Annotated in this window: 23 protein-coding genes and 7 pseudogenes; 9 read left to right on the forward strand and 21 right to left on the reverse strand. The window is 43.5% G+C overall.

The window, feature by feature from the left end; all coding sequences use genetic code 11:
• Positions 1 to 83 precede the first annotated feature (83 nt).
• The 6 genes and pseudogenes from MAE_RS12735 to MAE_RS12750 form a co-directional block, all read right to left on the reverse strand.
• Positions 84 to 947 (reverse strand): cyanophycinase, encoded by an 864-nt coding sequence (locus tag MAE_RS12735; RefSeq protein ID WP_012265931.1) that lies wholly within the window; start codon positions 945 to 947, stop codon positions 84 to 86.
• A 329-nt stretch (positions 948 to 1,276) separates the two neighbouring features.
• Positions 1,277 to 1,540, reverse strand: a complete 264-nt coding sequence (locus MAE_RS36440) for a zinc ribbon domain-containing protein (RefSeq protein ID WP_419866688.1) — start codon at positions 1,538 to 1,540, stop codon at positions 1,277 to 1,279.
• Positions 1,541 to 1,993: 453 nt separating this feature from the next.
• A pseudogene (locus MAE_RS32170) lies at positions 1,994 to 2,122 on the reverse strand (transposase); the annotation flags it as partial.
• Positions 2,123 to 2,130: 8 nt separating this feature from the next.
• Complete coding sequence (locus tag MAE_RS32175) at positions 2,131 to 2,280, reverse strand: lmo0937 family membrane protein (protein WP_016515029.1); 150 nt, start codon at positions 2,278 to 2,280, stop codon at positions 2,131 to 2,133.
• 50 nt (positions 2,281 to 2,330) lie between these two features.
• Positions 2,331 to 2,807, reverse strand: coding sequence for a CsbD family protein (locus MAE_RS12745; protein ID WP_002803199.1), 477 nt, complete (start codon positions 2,805 to 2,807; stop codon positions 2,331 to 2,333).
• Between the two features lie 292 nt (positions 2,808 to 3,099).
• Positions 3,100 to 3,282, reverse strand: coding sequence for a CsbD family protein (locus MAE_RS12750; protein WP_012265934.1), 183 nt, complete (start codon positions 3,280 to 3,282; stop codon positions 3,100 to 3,102).
• A gap of 320 nt (positions 3,283 to 3,602) precedes the next feature.
• On the opposite strand from MAE_RS12750, the gene MAE_RS34345 reads away from it, so the two are divergent.
• The 3 genes and pseudogenes from MAE_RS34345 to MAE_RS12765 all read left to right on the forward strand — a co-directional run bounded on the left by MAE_RS34345 (position 3,603) and on the right by MAE_RS12765 (position 5,444).
• Entirely contained in the window at positions 3,603 to 3,905 is a 303-nt protein-coding gene (locus MAE_RS34345) for a hypothetical protein (RefSeq protein WP_012265936.1), read from the forward strand.
• Positions 3,906 to 4,038: 133 nt separating this feature from the next.
• Positions 4,039 to 4,245, forward strand: coding sequence for a hypothetical protein (locus MAE_RS34350; protein ID WP_002799008.1), 207 nt, complete (start codon positions 4,039 to 4,041; stop codon positions 4,243 to 4,245).
• Positions 4,246 to 4,255: 10 nt separating this feature from the next.
• Positions 4,256 to 5,444: pseudogene (locus MAE_RS12765) on the forward strand (RNA-guided endonuclease InsQ/TnpB family protein).
• A gap of 271 nt (positions 5,445 to 5,715) precedes the next feature.
• On the opposite strand, the gene MAE_RS35000 reads toward MAE_RS12765, so the two are convergent.
• The 7 genes and pseudogenes from MAE_RS35000 to MAE_RS27720 form a co-directional block, all read right to left on the reverse strand.
• On the reverse strand, positions 5,716 to 5,892 hold the full coding sequence (locus tag MAE_RS35000; RefSeq protein WP_012265938.1) for a hypothetical protein: 177 nt from the start codon (positions 5,890 to 5,892) through the stop codon (positions 5,716 to 5,718).
• 372 nt (positions 5,893 to 6,264) lie between these two features.
• Positions 6,265 to 6,720: a BON domain-containing protein gene (locus MAE_RS12770; RefSeq protein ID WP_002763227.1), complete on the reverse strand. Its 456-nt coding sequence runs from the start codon at positions 6,718 to 6,720 to the stop codon at positions 6,265 to 6,267.
• Positions 6,721 to 6,748: 28 nt separating this feature from the next.
• Positions 6,749 to 7,351, reverse strand: a complete 603-nt coding sequence (locus tag MAE_RS12775) for a general stress protein (protein WP_002763225.1) — start codon at positions 7,349 to 7,351, stop codon at positions 6,749 to 6,751.
• A 274-nt stretch (positions 7,352 to 7,625) separates the two neighbouring features.
• Entirely contained in the window at positions 7,626 to 7,955 is a 330-nt protein-coding gene (locus MAE_RS12780) for a helix-turn-helix domain-containing protein (RefSeq protein WP_008206581.1), read from the reverse strand.
• Positions 7,952 to 8,311: a type II toxin-antitoxin system RelE/ParE family toxin gene (locus tag MAE_RS12785; protein ID WP_012265939.1), complete on the reverse strand. Its 360-nt coding sequence runs from the start codon at positions 8,309 to 8,311 to the stop codon at positions 7,952 to 7,954. Before MAE_RS12785 ends, MAE_RS12780 begins: the two co-directional genes overlap by 4 nt.
• A 185-nt stretch (positions 8,312 to 8,496) precedes the next feature.
• On the reverse strand, positions 8,497 to 8,724 hold the full coding sequence (locus tag MAE_RS36090) for a PEP-CTERM sorting domain-containing protein (RefSeq protein WP_041804098.1): 228 nt from the start codon (positions 8,722 to 8,724) through the stop codon (positions 8,497 to 8,499).
• Positions 8,725 to 9,865: 1,141 nt separating this feature from the next.
• Positions 9,866 to 11,523, reverse strand: a pseudogene (locus tag MAE_RS27720) (IS1634 family transposase).
• 664 nt (positions 11,524 to 12,187) lie between these two features.
• On the opposite strand from MAE_RS27720, the gene MAE_RS12815 reads away from it, so the two are divergent.
• From MAE_RS12815 to MAE_RS12825, 4 genes and pseudogenes are all read left to right on the forward strand, one after another.
• On the forward strand, positions 12,188 to 13,345 hold the full coding sequence (locus tag MAE_RS12815) for an IS630-like element ISMae23 family transposase (RefSeq protein WP_012265945.1): 1,158 nt from the start codon (positions 12,188 to 12,190) through the stop codon (positions 13,343 to 13,345).
• A gap of 14 nt (positions 13,346 to 13,359) precedes the next feature.
• A pseudogene (locus tag MAE_RS35010) lies at positions 13,360 to 13,537 on the forward strand (IS30 family transposase); the annotation flags it as partial.
• A gap of 55 nt (positions 13,538 to 13,592) precedes the next feature.
• Positions 13,593 to 13,796 carry a type II toxin-antitoxin system Phd/YefM family antitoxin gene (locus tag MAE_RS12820; RefSeq protein WP_004159269.1) on the forward strand — a complete coding sequence of 68 codons (204 nt, stop codon included), beginning with the start codon at positions 13,593 to 13,595 and terminating at the stop codon, positions 13,794 to 13,796.
• Positions 13,762 to 14,043 (forward strand): type II toxin-antitoxin system RelE family toxin, encoded by a 282-nt coding sequence (locus tag MAE_RS12825; protein ID WP_004159268.1) that lies wholly within the window; start codon positions 13,762 to 13,764, stop codon positions 14,041 to 14,043. The genes MAE_RS12820 and MAE_RS12825 overlap by 35 nt, the downstream gene beginning before the upstream one ends.
• A gap of 69 nt (positions 14,044 to 14,112) precedes the next feature.
• Here MAE_RS12825 and MAE_RS12830 read toward each other — a convergent pair whose 3' ends face one another.
• A complete protein-coding gene (locus tag MAE_RS12830) occupies positions 14,113 to 14,535 on the reverse strand; it encodes a PEP-CTERM sorting domain-containing protein (protein ID WP_041804101.1) in 423 nt (140 codons plus the stop codon).
• A 35-nt stretch (positions 14,536 to 14,570) separates the two neighbouring features.
• Positions 14,571 to 15,077 (reverse strand): annotated as a pseudogene (locus MAE_RS27725) (ISKra4-like element ISMae42 family transposase); the annotation flags it as partial.
• 80 nt (positions 15,078 to 15,157) lie between these two features.
• On the opposite strand from MAE_RS27725, the gene MAE_RS12840 reads away from it, so the two are divergent.
• Positions 15,158 to 16,426: an IS701-like element ISMae34 family transposase gene (locus MAE_RS12840; protein WP_012264111.1), complete on the forward strand. Its 1,269-nt coding sequence runs from the start codon at positions 15,158 to 15,160 to the stop codon at positions 16,424 to 16,426.
• Between the two features lie 18 nt (positions 16,427 to 16,444).
• Here the strand turns inward: MAE_RS12840 and MAE_RS12845 are convergent.
• From MAE_RS12845 to MAE_RS12850, 3 genes and pseudogenes are all read right to left on the reverse strand, one after another.
• Positions 16,445 to 16,999: pseudogene (locus tag MAE_RS12845) on the reverse strand (ISKra4 family transposase); the annotation flags it as partial.
• 72 nt (positions 17,000 to 17,071) lie between these two features.
• Positions 17,072 to 17,329, reverse strand: coding sequence for a hypothetical protein (locus tag MAE_RS32190; protein ID WP_148204748.1), 258 nt, complete (start codon positions 17,327 to 17,329; stop codon positions 17,072 to 17,074).
• A gap of 129 nt (positions 17,330 to 17,458) precedes the next feature.
• Entirely contained in the window at positions 17,459 to 17,788 is a 330-nt protein-coding gene (locus tag MAE_RS12850) for a helix-turn-helix domain-containing protein (RefSeq protein ID WP_002763223.1), read from the reverse strand.
• Positions 17,789 to 17,897: 109 nt separating this feature from the next.
• Between MAE_RS12850 and MAE_RS12855 the strand changes: the two are divergent.
• Positions 17,898 to 19,086: pseudogene (locus MAE_RS12855) on the forward strand (RNA-guided endonuclease InsQ/TnpB family protein).
• A gap of 213 nt (positions 19,087 to 19,299) precedes the next feature.
• Here the strand turns inward: MAE_RS12855 and MAE_RS12860 are convergent.
• Genes MAE_RS12860 through MAE_RS12870 form a run of 3 tightly spaced genes read right to left on the reverse strand, consistent with a single transcriptional unit; the run spans position 19,300 to position 23,985 of the window.
• Complete coding sequence (locus MAE_RS12860; protein ID WP_016515453.1) at positions 19,300 to 20,076, reverse strand: sterol desaturase family protein; 777 nt, start codon at positions 20,074 to 20,076, stop codon at positions 19,300 to 19,302.
• 1 nt (position 20,077) lies between these two features.
• Entirely contained in the window at positions 20,078 to 22,387 is a 2,310-nt protein-coding gene (locus tag MAE_RS12865; protein ID WP_012265953.1) for an NACHT domain-containing protein, read from the reverse strand.
• 29 nt (positions 22,388 to 22,416) lie between these two features.
• Entirely contained in the window at positions 22,417 to 23,985 is a 1,569-nt protein-coding gene (locus MAE_RS12870) for a B12-binding domain-containing radical SAM protein (protein ID WP_012265954.1), read from the reverse strand.
• Positions 23,986 to 23,995 lie beyond the last annotated feature (10 nt).

Consider the following 23,995-nt stretch of genomic DNA (forward strand, 5'->3'; position numbering starts at 1 on the left):
ACCTCAGAGTCAATATTTTTCTGATTTAAATAAATTCTCCAATCAGTGGCGGGTACAAGCCACCACTGATTGTTCCCTCCGACCTACTCCCTTTCAACTTCTGCCTCCTTTTTAGGATTGCTATCCTTTAACTCTATTGATCGAGAGAAAACGGGCTTGCGAGTTTTCAAGTTAAAGCGGAATCCTTGAGGTAAGATGTGCAACCTGACTCCACACACTGCCATCGCTTCATCTTTGAGCAGTTCGTCTAAATTATCATAAGTTGCTTCTGATTCATCGACAATTGTTACAGCCCCACGCCCCACCACTTTAAATTCGTCACCGTCCACAATTACTGCTGTATCTTCGTCAATGCCAAAGCCTAAGTTAGCTGGCTGCTGTAAGAGAGCGGAAATCAGGCGACCTAGCCGTCCGCGCTGGGCAAAATGCTGATCGATCACCACTGAGTGCAGAAATCCCATTCCCGGACCCATCTCTATCGCGTCCATGCGTGGGTTGGTTTCCGAGTCTCCTTCAATAATCATCAGATCGGGCATGATGGCAGCACCGGCACTTGTCCCACCTACCACCATTCCCTCCCGATTGCGTTGGTGAAGTAAGGCATCTAGCTGAGTTCCCTTGATGTGTTCAATGATTAGGGCTTGATCTCCCCCGGTAAAAAACGCTCCTGTGGCTTCCTCAATGATTTTCAGGTTTTCTGGATCGTCGGCATCTTCCCTGTGAATGGTATCGAGGACACGCACATCCTCGACACCGAGTCGCTCAAACACTCGGGTATAGGTTTCTCCAGCCGAACGAGGCTCACTTGTTGCCGCCGTTAACACGGCAATTTTAGCTTTAGTCCCGCCAGCACAGCGAACAAACTCTCGCAAGATTTGACAATCTCCTTCTTTGTCTTCTGCTCCACCAATGATGATTAATTGCCCGCGCTCTTTTGTGGATTCCATACAAAAACTCCTTGAATAACTAAACAGCACAACAACATAAGGGACTTGCGCTTTGATAATGTACCATTTATGGCTGGTCTGATTCTTCTACAGAGCGAGTGTCTGGCTGGGATATTATTCCTACGCAGGTCCCTAAAATTAAATTATAATCGTTCACACCTCCCCTACCCAATACCGTTCGGTTGAGCAAACCAGCCCCCACCCCCCTCAGTCCCCACCCCTCTCTTATCTCCCCTTTCAGGGGAGACGATAGAATTACCCCTTAAGGGGGATTTAGGGGGTGGGATTGACATCCTCACCGCCCTAAAAGGGACGGTGATTCCTAGACCTCACGATCTAGGTTTCTGCTTCTTAGCAGTTGCCTTCACAGACTTGCTCTGTTCGGGTCTGACACTCGCGACCCAGACTGATACCGCAAGCCCTGCGGCCAAAATGTTTTTACTGGCGTTAACATCCCTTTCATGGCAAGTTCCACATTCAGGACACTCCCATTCTCGGACACTTAACGGCATTTTCTCAACGATATGCCCACAATTATTGCACCGTTTTGAACTAGGAAACCATCTATAGCGTTTCTCGCATCTGTGCGGCACAGTTAAACCTTTGCTGATTAAGCTGTTCAGGCTCGGGAATGTACCTTTTGTGAATCAGAAATGCTATATCTATTTCCCGATAGTTTCTCCCATACCAACGGCATTTATAGGCTCATTGTCGAGTGATTTCTCCCCAACTAACATCTGATATAGCTTGAGCTAGTTTCGGGTTTTTTACAGGGTGAGAGCATCTCAAACGCTATTGACAATTGGCCAATTTTGTCATCCGCGTGGGCATTTCAAGTGATACCAGTCAATCAGAATAGTTACGAAATCGACCCAAATGGGTCGATTTTTGCTTAACAATTGAGATGGCAAATTCTCCTCAAATATGCCTGAATCGTGGGCAAGCAACTCACATAAAGTTCATTTTGTCAAGGATTGTTAAGATGCGCTTACCTTCGGGTTTTTTACCAGGTCTTTTACCGCTAAATTTTCAACTACAATCGTTTAGTTTTCACGAACTAATTGAGTGGTTAGCTTATGTAAATGGTCTTTTCTGCTATCGGTGATTCGAGCCTGAATCTTAGCTACTTTGATTCTTGCTTTTTCCCGATTTTTTGACCCTTTCTGTGTTCGAGAATCAACAATTACCGTCGCCTCATAAACAAGTTGTAGACAACGCCAATCAGCACCAAAACCAAAAGCAGGTGGATTAAGCTGCCGCCAATGTTAATGGAGAATCCTAACAACCAGAGGATGAAAAGTATAACAACGGCAGTCCAAACGAGATCAAACATATTTCCCTCCTTGATTTAGAGAAAAGTAATGAAAATTCAGTCATCGATCCTTAATTGAGTATATCTTGAACCGTATCTTTCACATCTTCTACTGCATTGCGAACTTGGCTTTCGACTTGTTTAGCTTTTCCAGCAACTTGATCTTGGCGGTTGCCAGTAGCTTTACCTATCGCTTCTTGAGCTTTGCCTTCAATGTTCTTTGTGACTGCTTTTGCCCGCCCTTTTAACTTCATCTGGTCTTTTATATCTTCTGCTGCGTTACGAGCCTGACTTTCGACTTGCTTGGCTTTTCCCATCATCTGATCTTTGGGATCGCCTGTCATGTTGCCAATCGCTTCTTGAGCTTTGCCTTCAATATTTTTCGTAACTGCCTTGGCTCGATTCATGCTTGCGATTTGAGTCTGCGATTGGGTGGGTAAAGTTGCAGCCCAACTATTTGTAGTTCCAAAATCAAAAGCTATAGTAATTGCCAGCATTATAGTTAAAATAATGGTGACAAAAAAGCGACGAATCTGTTGAAGTGACATCATTTTAACTCCAAAAAAGAATTTGATGAATCGATGATACATGGATGATGAACAACTACTGTCTAGACCCTTTCGAGAAAGATTTTTCTAGTCTTTGACGGCGTAAGTTTACCGAGGGAGAGATCTTCGACTTCTTTGAGAAGCTAGATATCTGGTAATATTGGGTTTATTTACGCCGCCTTGTCCTAGTATTTCACCTGTCTCGAAAGAAGCCATTTTTTGAGGAAGAGTTCCGATGAAATCTGGGTTTCAATCATTTGTCTGAATGGCGGTTGCCGTGACAAATGACCTACTAATCAATAATTTTTTTGACTTCATCTTTCACATCTTCGATAGTGTGACGAACTTTTGCCTCTGCCTGTTTTTCCTTGCCCTCTGCTTGAGCTTTGGAATCGCCAGTCAGATCTCCTACTGCTTCTTGAACTTTACCTTCGATATTTTTGGCGGTTGCCTCGGTTCTATCTTTTAAGCTCATGATGCTCTCCTTATTGAATTTGTTGGATTTGAGAACTGCTTACCTAAGTTGAGCTAACAATTCTGCTTCTGGTATTACTGTAACGGGTGGTTGTTTGATTTACTGTATGAATTGATTGAGTCTGTATGAATTGCTTGAATACGACACAAAATGTAACGATACCGTTTCTGCAAGCACAGAAATTACGCATTGACAAAAAGGCTTAAATGTGGGTGGTCTAATTTTGTTAGTCTTAGATACAATTTCTCTCTCGACTCTTGACAAAACCCTCTCCGATTTGATTTCCTGACACAAGGGCATCTCTTATAACAGAACAACTGATGAGAAACATTACGAAGCCAACAACTGCTCAATGTAATCTGGCTATTTACACCCTATTTTTGCTCGGCGAACCTAAATATATAAGCTGTGTTCGTTTGGCTCAAATTCTGGGCAATTTATCTCATGACAGTGTCAATCGTTTCTTGTGGCGAGAGAACTATACACCCAAGGATTTGTTTGATGAAGTGGCTCCTCAAATCGAACTTGAAGGAGGAACAATCAGTACAGACGACATGGTAATTGACAAGCCTTATAGTCACCCAGCTAAAGCTGAGTTAATCGATTACTTTTACTGGTGGTAAACACAAAAAAGTAGTCAAAGGTATTAACGCAGTTACCTGATATTATACCGATTGTAAAGGAAGGTCAGTTCCCGTTAATTATCGAATCGTTAATAAACAGGAGGGTCAGACAAAACATGAATATTTCTTAGAAATGTTGGACGAAGTAAAAGCTTGGGGATTGAAACCAGAGACAGTCACAGGAGATAGTTGGTATGCTGCCAAAGAAACCATGAATACCCTTAAAGACAAGGGCTTTCGGGGTTTGTTTGCTCCTCATCGAAAATTTGGGTCTGAAACCCCGTCGTTCTACGACGGCTTTACTGTTAAATATGAGCATCGTTTACGAAATATATGCTAAAATGTGAGGTATGGAAAAAGCCTATTCGTTTCGATTTTACCCCACACCCGAACAAGAGTCGCTATTGCGGCGCACTTTGGGCTGTGTAAGATTAGTTTACAACAAAGCTCTCCATGTCAGAACACAAGCATGGTACGAAAGACAAGAAAGAGTAGGCTACGCTCAAACTTCTTCAATGCTAACCGATTGGAAAAAGCAAGAAGAATTAGACTTTCTCAATGAGGTAAGCTGTGTACCTTTACAACAAGGGTTAAGACATTTACAAACAGCTTTTACTAATTTCTTTGCTGGTCGTACTAAGTATCCCAACTTTAAGAAAAAACATCAAGGAGGAAGTGCCGAATTTACCAAATCAGCCTTTAAATTTAAAGACAAACAAATCTATTTAGCCAAATGCACAGAACCTTTACCTATTCGATGGTCAAGAAAAATACCAGAAAGCTGTGAACCAAGCACAGTAACAGTCAGATTACATCCCTCAGGACGTTGGCATATTTCAATAAGATTTGATGACCCAACGATTAAGCCATTACCAGTAACAGATAAAGCCATTGGAATTGACTTAGGAATTAGTAGCCTTGTCATTACCAGCGATGGTGACAAAGTATCTAATCCTGAGCATTTTAACAAGCATTATCGGAGACTGCGAAGAGCATCTAAAAGTCTTTCTCGAAAACAGAAAGGGTCAAAAAATCGGGAAAAAGCGAGAATCAAAGTAGCCAAGATTCACGCTCGAATCACCGATAACAGAAAAGACCATTTACACAAGCTAACCACTCAATTAGTTCGTGAAAACCAAACGATTGTTGTTGAGAATTTAGCCGTCAAGAATATGGTCAAAAACCCGAAATTATCTCAGGCAATATCTGATGTAAGCTGGGGAGAAATCACCCGACAATTAGCCTATAAATGCCGTTGGTATGGGAGAAATTACATCGAAATAGATAGATGGTTTCCTAGCTCTAAAAGGTGTAGTAATTGCGGGTATATTGCCCTTGAAAATGCCGTTAAATGTTCGAGAATGGGACTGTCCAGACTGTGGAACACACCATGACCGAGATATTAACGCCAGTAAAAATATTTTGGCCGCAGGGCTTGCGGTGTCAGTCTGTAGAGCGACCATAAGACCAGAACAGAGTAAATCTGTTAAGGCAGGTGCGAAAAATCCTTCGGGAAAGAAGCAGAAACCCAAATCGTGAGGTTTGGGAATCGCCGTCCGTTTTACGGCGGCGAGGATGTCAAGTGAATCGGTTAGTCTCGGTTGAACTAGGAACTAAATAGGGTTGGCGGCAAAAAGTTTGTTGGTGGGGTTAGGAGTCGGTCGCCGGTCGTCAGTAGCCGGTCGTTTCAGGCTTTGTTGCCCTCTTTTTTGTACCAGTTTATGTACTAAAAAAAGGATAATGCAAGGTTTTTGAAGGTCTTAATCCTATATTCGCAGCATGAACATCGGATTTTAACAGGTCAAAAGCCTTATTTTAAAAGGGTTTTACCATTATTCAGCAAACCCCAGTTAGAATTTCTCCGATTTAAAGCGCAAATTGTTAATTGGTATTCCTGACAAAGAGAGTTATTTACTGAGGTCATCCGCTCTTTTATTGTCAATAATTTAGCATCCAACTTCCTTGACCTCAATAACTTGGAAGCCATAGTCTGAAGTTCAAAGGCATACTACGGAAATTCTGTCAATGCGTAAGTCCTAAAGCAATGATTAGACAAGGGGCTTAAGCCCCTTGTCTTCAAGGTTAGTTACAGTTGCTATCTTCTGTTTACTTCTTTTTAGCTGGAGCTGCTGGCGCAACTTGGGAGCATCTCATTTATGCAAGTGAGTAATTATGCTTGTCGCTAAAACTTGCTTCTGGTAAGGCTTTCAAAATAGCTTGACATAAAACTTAATTTAGGAGTTACAAAGGTGAGATGCTCACCGCAACTTTTGCGGCGTTGTCAGATTAGAATATGAAAGATGCAATGCAATCCTTGCTATCAAAGTAATTTCAGTTCCAAGCTGATTCGGAGCATCTTTCAATTTGACAACGCCACTTTTGCTGTAACTTTGACACTATTGACACCCTTGATTTGTTTTGCCAAGGGGTCAATTTTGTCGAGTTGCTCTTGAGTTTCTACGGTTCCAGAGACGACTACCGCTCCATCTTTAGCAGAAACTGTAAGTTGCCCTTTCGGGATGTTGGCTTCTAGCTTAGAGCGAACTTCACTGGAAAGGTCACTGTTGGCGCGATCCGCATCTCCTCCAGTTAGATTGTTGCGTTGCTCACGAGCGCGAATATCAGAATTGAGTTGATTTCGGCGCACTTGACTAGACGCATCGCTTTGGTTCTTTTGGACTGTTTTAGTATCAGGAACTTGCCCCGTTTCCTCTGTGGAAGAAGGGGCGTTGGTGCTAGTTTTAGCGTTGTTCTCACAAGCCACAGTTCCAATCAGTAGAAGGCTGCTGAGGATTAAAGTTGTGATCTTTTTCATGATGCAAATCCTTTAATAATTTCCGATTTTACAAACGAGAAGCAGGAGGATCGACATAGCCTTCAATTGCTAGGGCATTGTAAATTTCCCACTCGCGAATCCCTCGGCGCTTTAGAATTGTTTCAGCCTGAAGGATGTCAGCATCTGCACCGTCCACGATCAACAGGTAGTCTCCACGAACCACATAATCGTGATAGACTCGTGCCCGATCTTCTGGAATTCCTAGACCAATTAGACCACCTACCAAACCTCCGGTAGCCGTCCCGATTGCACCGCCAGCTAACGTGGTAGCGATCGCAGTTGCAGCCGCCCCTGCCAACATGACGGGGCCCACTCCAGGAATTGCCAATATGCCCAACCCAACCAGCAAGCCTGTCAGTCCTCCGATGGCTCCGCCTGCAGCTGCCCCGGTCTTTGCTCCTTCGTCAATATGAGTTGTTTTTGTTTCGGTAAGCTCTTGAACTCGTGTCTCACCAATCCGGTTGCTCTGCTCCAGTCGTTCAGGCTCTTTGGCAATGATTGATACCTCATTCATGGCAAATCCGTCATCTCGTAATCCATTCAGTGCCTTCTCTGCCTCTTGATAGCTAGAGAAGATTCCCACGGCTCGTTTACGGTTAGTTAAAGTCATTTTTCCCTCCAACGCTATGCGGTAAAAGCTTTGTAAATCCTATAGTATGGCGAACTATAGCGATTGAATTTCCTGATTCGAGTTGATAATTCTGCTCTTGGCATTACTGTAACAGGCGGTTGCTTGATTTACTGTATGAATTGATTGAGTCTGTATGAATTGCTTGAATACGACACAAAATGTAACGGGCGATGCACTAGAACTACCTTTTTTTATTAATAAATAGCGCCGCCCTTAACAGACGGTAAGGCCACTCTTTTTGTCTCTGCTGCTCTTATTGCACTGCTAGAACAGAAATATGTCCGACCTCTTTTGTATCGCTACGAGGCCGGATGACGATCTCTACGTCTTGATTCAATGCCGTGAGAAATTCCATCAATCGTTCAACTGAAAATTGATCGAGCCGATAGTTTTTTAGTGCTGAAACCTTGGGCTGCGGGATATTAAGCAGTATGGCAATCTCCCTCTGTTTCAGCTTGCGACTTTTCAGAAGTTCGTTAACGGCCAGGGCTAGGCGTGTTTTCGTTTGCCGTTCGGTTGCGTCTGGATAACCAAGGTCAGCGAAAACGTTTGTGGTGCCACGAGTAATTTCCAAATAGCTCATTTTGTCCCTCTACTTTCATAATCCGCTTGTGCGCGTTTCATCCGTTCAACAATAAGCTTTACATCCTCTTGAGGTGTCTTGATTCCAGACTTCGACTTTTTCTGGAATGCGTGCAGAACGTAAACAACTTCAGCGAAGCGCACAGTATAGACCGCTCGATAAGTGTCGCCTCGATGATCTTCGACGATCTCAAATACTCCTGCCCCTTCACCCTTCCAAGGTTTAGCCTTTGGATGTTTACCCCCCAACTGCGCTAGACCAAGGGCATAGCCCATATCGTCCTGCACCTCGGCAGGGAAAGTCAGGTAGTCCTTTTTCGCAGAGGCCACCCAATACAAGGGTTTTTCCCGCGACATACTTTTAGAAATTTATATCACTCAACAATATACCCAAACTGGAATAATCAGTCAAGGAATTAACAGAGCGGCGGTATCGCTTGAAGTTGCATTGCGGGGTCAATATCAACATTCGATTCAGGCTGAGGCAATAATAAACCCCTTCATTTTCTTATTGAAGGGGCGTTTGTGGGGTTTTCTGATTGTTAGGAATCTTTTTCTAGTTCTTTTCCAGTGGATTTAGATGGTTTAATTTTGCGCGTGAGGACTGCACCTGCTCCTAAAGTGCCGAAGGCAAGAAGCCCAAGAACAGAGGAGGGTTCGGGAACTGAACTGGAAACAGGGGCAAGTTGAAAAAGTTGCTGGTATGCCCTTCCCTGTGATCCATCACCAAGGTATCCCAATTGGGCAAAACCAACATCATAATCAGACAAAATATCAATACTTGTATCTACCCAAAAACGGTTCTTCGGTTTGTGTTATGCAATGGACGGGAGTTATAAGGAGTGAAACCCTTATATAGAAAGACATTGCTTCGATTTTTGCCAATTGTTTTCAATCTAGAACGAGCTAATCAATTAAGTCTTTTGCCAGATAAGGATTTAGCCGATTTCTGCCCCCTGATCGAACCATACCAAGTAACGAAGAACCCCAAAAACTAGATAGGTTAGGAATAGCTACAGGAGGTCCATTGATGACTTGAGAGAAGGAATATATTGAAGTAGCACTACCAATGTTGTTACTTCCTTGTGTAGTTCCCACGTCAATAGTCCCTGTTAAAAAAGGTGAGAAACCATTGAGAGAACGATATCGCAGAGGCGATGTTATCTCAGTGATATCGTTCTCTAGGCTTGTAACCTTGAAATTGTAACTGAAGCTTTTCGTCCCTGCACCAAAAACACTCAGTTCCTGATTGTTAGCATAATAGGCTACTCCATGACCAAAGGCTATCGGGTCTTCTTCTTGTACTACAATATTATTGAAGTCAAAGCTGGTAGCTGTCCCAGTTATACTACTATTTACCAAAGACCAGTTACTTAGAATTTCTTGTCCTAAGCTAAACGGCGCTTAACCTGCATGATCCAACAGCTATAACCCTTTTGGAGTCTATATCGGTGATCCGAAGTAAAAGCCGTTTAGCTTACCTGAATAGAACCACCATTAAAAAGCTCAGTTAGAGTACACGAATCCGTTGCAGCACATCCGACAGTGACTGTAGCGGCTAACATTGGATTAGCCACAATTATCAATCCACCGAAGAGAATTCCGCTACTTAAAGTACCTTTGATCACAAATTTAGCACCAGTTTTCATCAATCTCATCATGTACCCCACATTCCGCACCCTAAGTGTCACAACGTCTCAAAAGAGGAAGGGGCGCGAGTCAAAATACTTATCTAGAGGAGTGAGTTGGCGGCAAGCTGCCGGCAACTAAGCCGAAAATTTCAGAGTTCCCCCGGTCATTCTCAATAAACAGTGCTTGTTGAGAATGACTAGGCAATCAGACTTAACATCTAGGGGGAGATGTTCCAGTTGCTCGCTTTGTTTTGTCACCCCTTGAAGTCAATCCATCTGGTCAAGATAAGAGATAATATTCCTGGCAAGGTTTGGGAAAAAATCTCAAAATGTTGCGCCTCTCATCCGTTAAGTTGCTAATCTTTTGATTGTCTTGAATACGGACGAGATGAATCCCTTGAAAGCACTGAAATATCCAGCGTAACGTCGGTCGGTCAGTTAACTTACCCAACGGATTTTTCAGTCCCGTCTCCTGCTGTTTTAAACTTAAACGAAGTTGTCTTTGACCAATAGTATAAACCAGCAGGCACAAGCCCATGAGCATGGCCATGACCTCGATTCTATGGGGAGATTTGAGAAAGACACTGTGGGCAAAAAAGCAGGGGTCTTTGAGAAAAGAAAATCCTCTTTCCGGAGCTTGTTGCCCTTTATATTTTTTGAGTATATCCTCACTGCTTAATCGTTGTTTCTCCAAATCGTTAGTTGCTAAAACGAATCGTCCTGCTCGTTTCTTTAGCCTCTCAATGGCGGTCAAATTCAACTCTAATTCGGCTTGACTTGATAGCTTTGAGAGGGTAAATCGTCTTTTGATTTGAGTTTTGACCCCTGGGACTCAGGCGGAATGAGATTGACTTTAATCTCCGTTAACTGATGAGATTTTAAGGAGTCAGATAATCCTTTGGCTATCGCCAACGCCACCGCTCTATTCTCAAATTCTCTTCGGGATAGTTGCCGGATTTTTTCTTGGGCAGAATTCTTTTCCTGCTCGATTTTTTTCTCTAATTTTTTCAAGTCTGATTCTTGTCTAGCTTGACTTTCAACTAGCAACCATCTTTGTTCTATCCCCCCATAGTTAGAGATGGTTTCCCGCCAGGAATAACCCGGTATTTCTGAATCGGTTAACTCTTTTTCTGAGATGCTATCAACCAACTCTTGAGCCTCTTTAATGCTTAATGGTACTCGAGACAACCAACGCATTTCTTTCATTAGTTTTAAATTCTCTTTGCTATAGAGGGCGCTATCGCCGACTATTAAACTGTCAAAGTCAACTTGTTTTTTAAATTCTCGGGCGATTTGACCAAAAACCGCTTTGTCCGCTTCATTTCCGTCCCCTACTTTCAGGAATAAAGGTACATCTCCATCCCCACTTACGATTAAGTCAATCATAAATTGTTTTAAGTCAGGTCTTCGGTCGCGGGAGTATCCGTAGGTAATTTTTATTGGCTGTTGTCTGGTTTCAATTTCTTCTCCCACTGCTCCTGATTTCAGGATTTCTACTGTTGGGTATTCCTTGTTATATTCTCCTTCTACTGATAGAGAAGTCGAATCTAAATGGGAGTTCTCGGTTGCTACACCAAATTTTTTCACGGCCGCTAAACTAATCAGTAGGAAAATGACCGAAACATTAAGTTGATAAAGTTTGTCCATTACTCGACCAATTTTATCATCATTCAGGTGTTTTGGTTCGATGCCCTCTCCCAGCAGATGTTCGGTTGCTTTATCTTCAAAAAATTGAGGAAATAAATACAAGGCTCGGGAGACAAATCCCAATCCATTCAGGATAATTGCTTTCACGACTTGCCCAGCTGTGACAATTTCTCCTCGCTCAATTGAGACTTGTTCGTTGATAATTTCAACGATTCCTATTTCATCGATAATTCCGGCTACTAATCCCAGATGGTCTAGATTTTTGACTTCAATTTCTGTTGATTGATTCATGGTCGAACAGTCCACTCGCCTCAGTTTTCCAACAATTCCTATTTTTTCATAATTAGGGGTCTCAAGACCCCCCTAGCGGCCACCGAGAAAACCTTCACCAGCTAGGTATTTTTACTCAAGTCTCTGGCGGGGGACAGCTTATGTGACAGTTGAGGGTGCGGAATGTGGGATGTACGCTCCTTATTGAATTTGAGAACTGCTTACCTGAGTCGAGTCAACAATTCTGCTTCTGCTATTACCCTGATAGATGGTTGTTTGATTTGATGTGTGAATTGATTAAAACTGTATGAATTGCTTGAATACGACACAAAACGTAACGGGCGATGCACTAGAACTACCTTTTTTTATTAATAAATAGCGCCGCCCCTTGATTCAATGCCGTGATAAATTCGATTTTTGGACTTAGGAAGACGAAAACAACCAAACGCCGATTCAAAAATGAAGTGCACCACTAGGGTAGTCTTCCAATGAGGAGGCTCATCAAGGTAACCTGACTTGTACCACCAAGAGAGGAAACCCAAGACGAAGCTCCTCACATCAATTAGGAGTTAAATGCTACTTTGCTAATCCTTACCATTCTTGGGAGCGAGGACTCAACGAGCATAAGCTAAAACGCACTTAAACCACCTAAAATAGAAATAGTAATTTTAGAAAAATCCTACTTATGCCAGCAAAAGATTTCCTAGACTTAGAAGAAAAGAAAAACTTACAAAAAGCTCTTAAAGAAGAAGAAAGAGCAGAGGTTAGGGAAAGAATTTTAATGTTTCTCTTGCTAAACGACGGAAAAACTCAACGAGAAATAGCTGACTTTATTGGCTGTTCACTCAAAACGGTCGCCCCTTGGTGTGTTCACGGTGATCCTAACAATTTAGAAAGTCTAGAAGATGGGAGAAAAAATGGAAATCATAAAAAAGCCACAGAGGAATATATTAATTTACTATTAAAAATAGTTGATGAAGACCCGAAGGAATTTGGATATGAATTCGGGAGATGGACAGCGGCAAGATTAGCAGAGCATCTAGAAAAGGAAACAAGAATTAAACTGAGTGGCTCGCAAGTGAGAAGAATATTGAGAAGAAAAAAGTATGTGTATATCTGGGCGAAATATAGTCTAGAAGATAAGCAAGACAAGAAATTAAGAAAAGCATTTAAAGAAAAATTAGATGAATATTTAAGGTTGGCTAAAGAAAAGCCAGAGTCAATCCAGGTATGGTTTTGGGACGGGGCTTTCAAGGTGGCGACGCAGGTTCGCCACACAGCCCCTCATGAGTGTGGATTTAGTTTGAGAGTAATAAGAAGGAGAGCTTGGACAAAAAAAGGAAAGCGAAAAAAAGTGAATGGACAAAGAAAAAGAGGAAGGGTGAATGTGATGGGAGCCTTAAGATATAATGACAAAAAACGAGTCTGTTTTATGAGCAAAAAAGGAAATTCAGAAACTTTCCATGAACAATTAAAGAAACTTCATGAAGAGATTCGTCAAGAATGGATAAACTTGGGAAATCTGCCCGAAGATTTTCGAGAAAAAGGACCGAAAATTATCATCATATTAGACAATGCTAGTTATCACAAAAAGAAAGATGTTATTGAGCAGGTGGAAAAAGAGTTGCCCAATATTAGGCTAGAGTTTTTACCAGCTTATAGTCCAGATTACAACCTAATAGAATTAGTGTGGCATTCCGCTAAAGAGTACATAGCTAATCGAGAATTTGAAAATAAAGAAGAACTGGAAAAAGTAGTCAATCAGCTTTTAAATGAAGGGGGATTGATTATTAAATGGAGTAGAAAACTTAAAAATAAGGGTAATGCTGTCAATGTAACTTAAATGCGTAAAAGCTTACTAACGGTCTCATGCGGCAGTTTTTCCCGAAAGGGACAAATTTCTCTCATCGTCAAACAAGCTGAGGTAGACCGAGTGACAGACTTAATCAACCATCGACCCCGAAAAGCCCTTGACTATCGCACTCCATCTGAGGTATTCTTCAATCAGTCAGGTACTGGTGCACTTCAAACTTGAATTGGCCTTTGCTAAAATCTACAATAGAAATAAATACTAACTAAACAGCTAAATTATGACAACTCAGCCTAAAGACCCTGAAATAGTTTTACGCGATGGGAAACCAGTGTCGGTTATTCTCGATATTGAGGTTTATCAAGAGATGTTAGAGCAAATTGAAGCGATTGAAGATTTAAAGGCTTTAGCCGAAATGCGCCAGAAACCCCTTGAGTTTCGTTCTCTAGATGACTTTCTCAAAGATTATTCAACGGATGTATGAAGTTCTTCTAGAAAAACAGGCGGAACGGGATTTAAGAAAATTACCTGCTGATTTATTTGAGCGTATTATTCCGGTCATTAGAGCCTTAAACACTAATCCTAGACCATCTGGATGTCTTAAGTTGAAAAACTCCCTACAAGATTACCGTGTTCGAGTTGGAGAGTATCGAATTATTTACGAAATTGATGATAAAAACCAAGTTGTGAAAGTGATGCGAGTTCGACACAGAAGGGAAAGTTATCGTTAGAATTTGTTTAGATGATCTCTGTAAAAAAGCAAGGTGAGGCATTTATAGGAAATGCCTCTAGCACTATCTTCAAGATTTGCGTTTTAAGGCTGCACCTATTCCTAGAGTTCCGAAGGCGAGAATCCCAAGAATAGAGGAGGGTTCAGGAATTGAACTCGAAGCAGTCGGGAGTTGGATATTATCCACAATTTCAGGACAAATCGCAGCTCCACAACCAGGTGTTGTTATGCTTATTGCATCAAATGTAATATCACGAAACCCATAAAATGCTGGGTTTGCGGGGTTTGTGGTCACAGCATTGAATGACTCAACCAGGTTTCCGCCCAAGAAAGCTTGGAAAGTAGTAGTTCCATCTCCACTTTTAAAGCTAAACGCTGCCTCTGTTTGTGGTTTGGTGAAGTTGATACCTATGGGAAATCTGGCTGACCCAAAGCCGTACGGTACAAAGTTGCCGATACTGCCTCCGCCATTAGCCGCATCAAAGGGGAGCAAGTCAGTTTTGTCAGAACATAAATACTATTCAATAGCTAAAGACTGTTATTTAGGTAAGCACAGCGGTGTTTAAGCACTTGAGGGATATTTTCTTCATTCCACTGGGCTCCAGAAATTTTCAGTCGTCGGTCAATCTGTTTAACCGTGGATTCAACGGCTCCCGAAGCAATAGAGCAAATCTCTTCTTGTTGATAGTAATTATAATTAACAATTCGATGACGATGAATCTCTAAATAACGACAGAAATTTTCAGCTCGTTCGTTTTTTAAAGGAGAGATTAATGCTATTGTTTCCTCAATTTTGCCCTGCCATAATAAACTTGCTGCTTTTTTCAATCTCTTCACTGAACCGCCGACTTTATGAAGATTTTCTACCAAATGAAACCAGTCAAGTATTTCTCTTTTTTCTCCTGGACAATCCCAGTTTTTCACAATTTTCCCAATACCGGGATGTCCGTCTCCCAAACAGGTAAGGGGGTCAGATAAAGGTTGTTGATTAACCCAATATATTAACGATTCATTCTCTCCAAACCAAGCTTTTCTTAGTGGGACTTAAACGCCAAATAAAGATCAAATCGAGTATAATCGTTAAAGAGTAAGCACTTTACGTTGAAAGATCAGCGATGAAAGAGACAACCCCAGCCGCGATGCCCCCATGCTTTGACCGATGGTGTCGGCGGTTTGACAATTGCTTCAAAAACGAAGCGCAAAAAAACGGCTTCAGACAATATTTAGGAGGATTATTAGGGGAAAGTGAGAGGAAAAACCTCACTCAAATTGCCAATAATGCCGTCGGAGTAGTTTATAACCGATTACATCACTTTTTGACCGAATCTCCCTGGTCAGACCGTCAGGTGAATGAATGTCGGTTGCAAGTGATGAACCAATGCCGCCAGACGCAAATCCCCCGAGGATTTTCCCTGATTGTCGATGACTCAGGACATCGAAAAAGTGGCAATCTGACCGCCGGAGTTGGCAGGCAGTACCTAGGAGAAATTGGCAAGACAGACAACGGAATAGTCGCCGTCACTACCCATCTCTACGACGGCAAAAAAAGTGTCCCCCTAGACATTGAAATTTATCAACCGGCTAGTTCCTTAGCCGAGGGGAAAGAAGACAAAGAATTTAAGAAGAAACCAGAGATAGCGATAGATTTAATTGACCGGAGCTTAACCAGAGGCTATCGACCGAAAATCGTCTTAATAGATGCTGGTTATGGCAACAACACAAATTTTCTCAAAGCCCTGGAAGAAAGAAAGCTAAAATACTTAGGAGGATTGGCAAAAAATCGAAAAGTAATTATTGAAAAAGAAGGGGGTGTGGAAGAAACAATCCAGCTTGAGCAACTAGCAAAAAGCCTATCAGAAAAGGATTGGGAGAAAATCACCCTAAATCTAGATAAAGAAAAAACGGTTTGGGTAGCGGTATTCAGAGCGAAAATATCTCAACTAGAAGGAGAAAGGAACTTGGCGATCGTCATGAATGCAAGTTCAATGGAAAAAGCCACAGAGGTGGACTATTTCATCACCAATGTAGTTGAGGCAGATACAGTAACAGCTTCGTGGATAGTGAGGACTTACACCGAAAGAAATTGGGTGGAAGTATTCTACCGAGAAGCCAAAGGATGGTTAGGGTTAAGGGAATATCAAGTCAGGGATAAACGAAGCTTACTTCGTCATTTTATCCTGGTGTTTTGTGCCTATACATTTATCCTGTGGCATAAGTTAACTGGGGGATTGCAAAGGCAGTGGGCGAATCGACCTTTAAACACTTTTGTGGAAGCCTTGGAAGCTTTTCGGACAGCGATGTCTTTCCGTTTCTTTGAGTGGCTGACCGAGAATCGGGATGTGTTTGCCGCTTACAAAGCCAGTTTAGGCTTTGTTTGGGCTTGAAATTTGTTTAAGTCCCATTAGGAAAGTATCAACACAGATTGCTTGATAATCTTTCCAGATACAAGCCTCTCCCTTAGTTTCGGTTCTTAAGCGCACTTTTCCTCCATCTAGACTAATTTCTTGAACGGGGTTTCCTGATTCTTCTTCGGCAAATTGGTGGCGATGGACTAATCGTTGTTGAGTCCTAGCCGAGACCTTCATCCCTATATAAAATTGAATATCTCTGGCGGCATTTTCATAAGAAACATTGGCACTAGCTCTTAAACAACAGCGTTCTAAGTAAGGACTAATTTGGTTATTACGAGGAATATTTAAACGGATTGCTTGTTTTTCTGTCAGGCATAATTCTCCGATGATGCTTTTTATTTTTCTCGGTCTCCCGGCTTGAGTTCCTGTCGTTTTTGTGACCAAAAAAAATCCTAGTTTCGGAGTTATATATTTTCAGGTCTGTTCTCTTATTGTCGTCTCTATTCCCTCTAAAGTTTGAATTTTTTCAGCCTCAGCTTCCTGATGAAGAATCTTGGCTATCGCTTGAATATGTTGGTTAAGTTCTTGTTGTTGCTCTGGAGTCATTTTTGTCTTTTCCCTACTCTTTTCTCTATCCCATACCCAATTGATGCTTTTGTCAAGTAGTTTATTTGTTCTTCAGCTTTGACTTGCTCCCGCATCAAAGTAAAGCCCATAGGGTGAGAATGTAACTCCCAAATCGGAGTATTCTGTGGTTACACGTGTCAAGAAAGGAAAAATATGCTCATCAAATGTAATCGTTGAATGGGGATTACTCAATCCGAAATTATTTTGGATAAAAGCGGCATGAGCGGCGGGGATGCCTGATAAGCTTAGCATTATGATAGAACCCACGACTGCCGAACTGACGTAATGGTTCATTTCTCTTAAATTCATGACGTTTTACTCCTAATCAATTCAGAAACAAATCTGCTTCCGTAATTACTCTAATAGACGGTTGTTTGATTTAATGATTGAATTGATTGAATTGATTGAATACGATACAAGACGTAACGTCTGCTGCTCTTACTGCACTGCTAGAACAGAAATATGTCCGACCTCTTTTGTATCGCTGCGAGGCCGGATGACGATCTCTACGTCTTGATTCAATGCCGTGAGAAATTCCATCAATCGTTCAACTGAAAATTGATCGAGCCGATAGTTTTTTAGTGCTGAAACCTTGGGCTGCGGGATATTAAGCAGTATGGCAATCTCCCTCTGTTTCAGCTTGCGACTTTTCAGAAGTTCGTTAACGGCCAGGGCTAGGCGTGTTTTCGTTTGCCGTTCGGTTGCGTCTGGATAACCAAGGTCAGCGAAAACGTTCGTGGTGCCGCGAGTGATTTCCAAATTGCTCATTTTGTCCCTCTACTTTCATCGAAAATTTGGGTCTGAAACCCCGTCGTTCTACGACGGCTTTACCGTTAAATATTAGCGCATTTACACGATATATGCTAGAATGCGAGATATGGAAAAAGCCTATTCTTACCGATTTTACCCCACACCAGAACAAGAGTCGCTATTGCGGCGCACTTTGGGCTGTGTAAGATTGGTTTACAATAAGGCACTCCATCTCAGAACACAAGCTTGGTATGAAAGACAAGAAAGAGTAGGATATACTGAAACTTCTTCAATGTTGACCGAGTGGAAAAAGCAAGAAGAATTAGACTTTCTCAATGAAGTAAGCTGTGTACCTTTACAACAAGGCTTAAGACATTTACAAACAGCTTTTACTAATTTCTTTGCTGGTCGTACTAAGTATCCTAACTTTAAGAAAAAACATCAGGGAGGAAGTGCCGAATTTACCAAATCTGCTTTTAAATTTAAAGACAAACAAATCTATTTAGCTAAATGCACAGAACCTTTACCTATTCGGTGGTCAAGACAAATACCAGACGGATGTGAACCAAGCACAGTAACAGTCAGATTACATCCTTCTGGACGTTGGCATATTTCAATTAGATTTGATGACCCAACGATTAAGCCTCTACCAGTAACAGATAAAGCCATCGGAATTGACTTAGGAATTAGTAGCCTCGTGATTACCAGCGATGGCGATAAAGTATCTAATCCCAAGCATTTTAAAAAGCATTATCGGAGACTGCGAAGAGCATCTAAAAGTCTTTCTCGAAAACAGAAAGGCTCAAAGAATCGGGAAAAGGCAAAAATCAAAGTAGCCAGAATTCACGCTCAAATCACCGATAGTAGAAAAGACCATTTACATAAGCTAACCACTCAATTAGTTCGTGAAAACCAAACGATTGTGGTTGAGAATTTAGCCGTCAAGAATATGGTCAAAAACCCGAAATTATCTCAGGCAATATCTGATGTAAGCTGGGGAGAAATAACCCGACAATTAGCCTATAAATGCCGTTGGTATGGGAGAAACTACATCGAAATAGATAGATGGTTTCCTAGCTCTAAAAGGTGTAGTAATTGCGGGTATATTGCCCTTGAAAATGCCGTTAAATGTTCGAGAGTGGGATTGTCCAGACTGTGGGACGCACCATGACCGAGATATTAACGCCAGTAAAAATATTTTGGCCGCAGGGCTTGCGGTGTCAGTCTGTAGAGCGACCATAAGACCAGAACAGAGTAAATCTGGGGCGGCAGGTGCGAAAAATCCTTCGGGAAAGAAGCAGAAACCCAAATCGTGAGGTTTGGGAATCGCCGTCCGTTTTACGGCGGCGAGGATGTCAAGAAGTCTCCTTATTGAATTTGTAGAATTTGAGAACTGCTTACCTGAGTCGAGTCAACAATTCTGCTTCTGCTATTACCCTGATAGATGGTTGTTTGATTTGATGTGTGAATTGATTAAAACTGTATGAATTGCCTGAATACGACACAAAACGTAACGGGCGATGCACGAGTTAAACTCCATCGACTTTACCCGTCAGACGCTCATCAAACTTCTGCTCATAATCGGGGTCTTGAGTTCCGAGGAGTTTGTCCCAGAACGTGAAATATAGACCGTAATGTACGGTGTACTTGCGATGATGAATGGAATGATGGGCAGGACCAATAAACCACCGACCCAACCAATGATGGGGAAATGAGGAAGGCAAGCGATCGATCCCAAGATGATTTAACACTGCCCAGATCGTCATCGTGGTGAGTGCCGCAATTAACGTGATGAAATGCAGGGGAAGGACAAAGACAATGCCGACCAGGAAGAGAGACTGAACGATCGCCTCTAGTGGGTCAAAGGCAAACGAAGTCCACGGGGTAGGATAGCGCGAGCGATGATGCCCCTGGTGTAACCACCGAAAGAGTGACGGGTGGTGAAACAAGCGATGGGTGAAATAGAAATAGGCATCCTGGAGAACCAACACAGCGCCATAACTAACCCCTAAATAACACAGCCCATACTGTTGAGGGTGGCTGTATAAGCGGGTAATGCCCCAACTGTATCCTGTCATGATGAAAGCCGCCGCCAGCGCAAACACCCCCGCCGAAAGAACCGAGAGCGTGATATCTTGTTGAATCGATCGCCAAGAGGGAGACCAATGCCGCAGGTTGTGATTGACAAAGGACTGACTCAAGGGCGAATAGAAGAACAAATAGGTTCCCCCAGCCACGAGAAAGTATCGCGCCAGGATGATCCCAAAGAAAGCGAACCCGTAAAATCCAAATGAGTGGTCTATCAATTTAATCTCCTTGCCATTCCCGATCTTCCAAGTCCTTTTGAGGTAACAGCAACGTGGCTTCAATTTCTTGCCGGATTGCGGCTGTTATTTCGCAGTTACTATTCAAACAATCGATCAGGAGTTGATTGGCCTCATAGTAGCGTTGGAGCAGCTGCTGTTGCTCAGTCGTAAACTGCCAGGGATGATGAATATTGCGATAATTGGCGATCGCACCCCGCAACTGTTCCACCCAGGCAGAATAGTTTTTCTGCCACCAGTGCTGAAGCCGTTCCGGGTTTTGACTCGGAGGTGGCAGTTGGTCTCTCAATTGTTGCAAAGACTTATAAAATCCAGCATCCAGAACCATCACCAGAATGTTGTTGAGTGCCTCGCTACAAGCATTGACATAGGCAAAATCCTGACTGTGGTCGATGGCAAACTCTACCAGCAAGTTCTCCAACGCCGCATCTAAAAACATCCCCTGATCGAGCGTGCTGGCTAAGGCAAAGCGATCTGCCGTATGCGGGCTTTGGGCAAGGGCAAGGTAAAATGCGCGTGCGGTCGCCACTTTGGTTTCGTCTGGGAGCTGCTGGGATTTTTGGCTGGCCCAACTCAAAAACTCTTGCAGATAGGAGTCTTGCGCGACTAAGGCATCAATTTGTTGCTTCATCAACTGCACCAGCGCATCTGCACTTCGCAACATGGCAGCCGTTAACAAGAAGACTTCGCGCCAGTGGGAATCGGTGATGTGACTCACCAACCCTCCCAGTGCTTGTTCTAATGCCTGCAAATTATGGCTGGCAACTATTTTTCGAGCCGTGAAGTATTCTTGAAATGCCAGATAAGAAAATGAAAAAATGCCTCGCGCCCTTTCTGTGAGGATTCCATGCTGTGCCTCGATCGCTTTCAGCATGGCTTCGCTTTCGAGTTGGAGTTCCTCTGCTTCCAGGGTTGCACCTGGCAAATTCCGCAAATAGTCGCCAATGTATTGCTCAATCGTGCGTTGCTCAAAAAAATACTGCCCCTGTTCAAAAGTCACTGCTGCAAGCTGGCTCAACAGCCTCAATTTTTGGGGCAATAAAAACCCCCGGTAAACCTGATCGCGTTCGACTCCTCTCGCTTCATCCCATTTACCCAGCAGCAAATCCAGCCCTTGTTTATAAAACTCAGCCCGCTTGCTCGGAAATTTCCCTTGACCCTGAAACACCCAGCAGGCGAGATGCAGAAACAGAGGTGTCACCACCAGTTGCCGAAATTGCCAGTTTTCTGGCAAGTCCAACTTCTGCATAAACTGAGCCGACTGCTCCTGCCCCGCTTGAGCAGTCGTTTTGCTCAGTGCCACAAACCACTTTTGCGCGAAGGTGCTGATTTGTGCCTGGGTAAAGGGGGCAATTTCTACATCAGTGAAACCTCTAATCTGGAGTTTTTGGGCAGCGGTGCGACAGGTTACTACAAATCGATTGCGATGATACTTTTCTGAGAATTGGCGAATTTCTCTCAGAACTGCTGTAATGTCCTGGTTGAGAACTTCATCCATGCCATCGAGCAACAGCAGGACTCTGCCCGCTTGCAGTAAGGTTTCCAGCACAGACGGGTTGGAAATTCCCGAGGTGAGCAATGCCTGACGGATGTAGTTGAACAGGCTAAATTCACCACTGGGACTGGACTCCTCGGCAAATTCTCTCAATAAGATAAAAATCGGCACTTGATTCGCAGCAAACTCGCCTTGGTTGCACTGAATCGCCAGATGTTGCAAAAAGGTAGTTTTGCCAACCCCCGGTCTCCCCAAAACTCTGAGCTTTGAGTAAGTTTCAACAGCCTGCATTCCGGGTATTTGCTTCTGCTCAACCTCTCCCAAACCGACGCGATCGAATTCATCGGAACCCAAGTTTTGCCAATCGGCAATCTCCACCCACTGTTGACTGCCAATTTCTGCCAAAATATTGACATCCACATAGATGTCATCAATGCTGACTGGATGGCTGATATCTAGTAACTGCAAGATGCCGCACTGGTTTTGGATGGTGTCCCGGCGTCGCGCTCGCACCTCTTGCACCAGAGCATCAATATTAGTTTTCGCCAGTTCTCCAGGTTCAGGAAATTCTGCGGGCGGAGCGAGGGCAATCTCCCGCCAATCCAAATCCAGAATCGAACAAATTTCCAGGAAAACCTGGCGATCGACGGGTTTCCCTGTGAAAAACCGCCAAATCGGCTGGCGGGTCTTTAAGTTCACTTCCCCTGCTAGATTTTCCTGAGTCCACCCCTTGAGCGCAAAGGCTCGTTTAGCCTGTTTAATTCCCGAAGGGGAAGCCTGGAGCGATCTCTTGACCATACAATCCAATCCTCCTTATCGAGTCAGAATCAGTTCTGGTTGGGACGACCAGAAACTTCTAAGGGATCGTAGCCTAGTTGTTGAGTAATCCGTTCTCTGGCTAAGGCCCGGTACTCCCAAAAATGTTCTCCCGCCGCGCACAGACCTAAATACAGATTGAGAACTTGGGGCTTTTTTTGCCAAATCGTCCATAATTGCCGCCAAAACTGTCCCCGAATGTTCCCTCGGCGGATACCCTGATGCCAGATTAACTGGGTAATCAGCCGTAACCCCTTCCCCACGGGAAATTGCATGGTTTGCTTGTGTTTTGACTGCAAACCCAGACCGAGACATTGTTGGAAACAGCGTCGGAGATAGTGGCTGGGTTCGTACAGCGTCCAGAAGCCTTCGACATACTCTCTGGCAATTTCGGCAATCGGGCGGGTGGGGATAAAATTCATCAAGCTATTCTGATCTCCCGTCGGATGGATGCTGTCACCCTCAACTAAACGCTGTTCTTGCTGGAGACGATTCCAGAGCGCCGTGTTGGGCGGAGCCTGGAGGATGCCTAACATGGGCTGAGGAATACTGGTTTCTTCCACAAAGGCTTGAATCCTTTCCCCCGCACCAGAGCGCTCTCCATCAAACCCCAAGATAAATCCAGCATAGATTAGCAAACCGGCTGCATTAATCTTGCGACAGGCTTCCACCAGTGGATTGCGAGTATTTTGCAGTTTGCGCGTCACTTGCAGACTATCTTGGTCAGGAGTTTCAATCCCCAGAAAGACAGAATAAAACCCCGCCTCAGCCATCAGGTGCAGTAATTCATCATCCTCTGCCAAATTGACCGAGGCTTCAGTAATAAAGGTGAAGGGATAGTCGTGCTGCTTCATCCAGGGAATCAAGTCTCTGAGAAAGCGTTTGACGTTGCGCTGATTGCCAATAAAGTTGTCATCGACGATGAACAACGAACCGCGCCAGCCTAGGTCGTAGAGAGTCTGCAACTCTGCTAAAGTCTGACTCGGCTCTTTAGTACGAGGTTTGCGCCCGTAGAGGGAAATAATGTCGCAAAATTCGCAGTTAAAAGGACAGCCGCGAGAGAATTGCACTGCCATCATTAAGTAATCGTCTCGCTGAAGCAGGTCGAAGCGGGGGATGGGGCTGAGGGTCACGTCTGGCTTGTCCCCAGAGCGGAAAATTCCCTGGCTTTGACCTTGAGCGATCGCCTCTAAAAACAGGGGAACGGTTAACTCTCCCTCATCCAAAATGAGATAGTTCGCTCCAGAATCCAGGGCATCCTGGGGGACAGAGGTGGGGTAGGGACCGCCAACGGCGACTTTTTTGCCTAACTGCACGGCTTTTTGAATCAGAGCTTGAAAATCTGGCTTCTGGACCAACATGGCAGAGAGGATAACCAACTCACACCACTCCCAATCGGCTTCTGTTTCAGGATTGACGTTGCGATCGTAAAATCGAATTTCCCAGTTTTGGGGGAGGAGGGCGGCGACAGTAATGATGCCGAGGGGTGGAATGGTGGCTTTCAGTCCCGCGATTTCCATAAAGCGATCGTAAGACCAGAAAGACTGGGGAAACTCAGGGTAGAGTAACAGGGCTTTCATCGAAAAACTG

This window comes from Microcystis aeruginosa NIES-843, from assembly GCF_000010625.1.
GTDB classification, from domain to species: domain Bacteria; phylum Cyanobacteriota; class Cyanobacteriia; order Cyanobacteriales; family Microcystaceae; genus Microcystis; species Microcystis aeruginosa.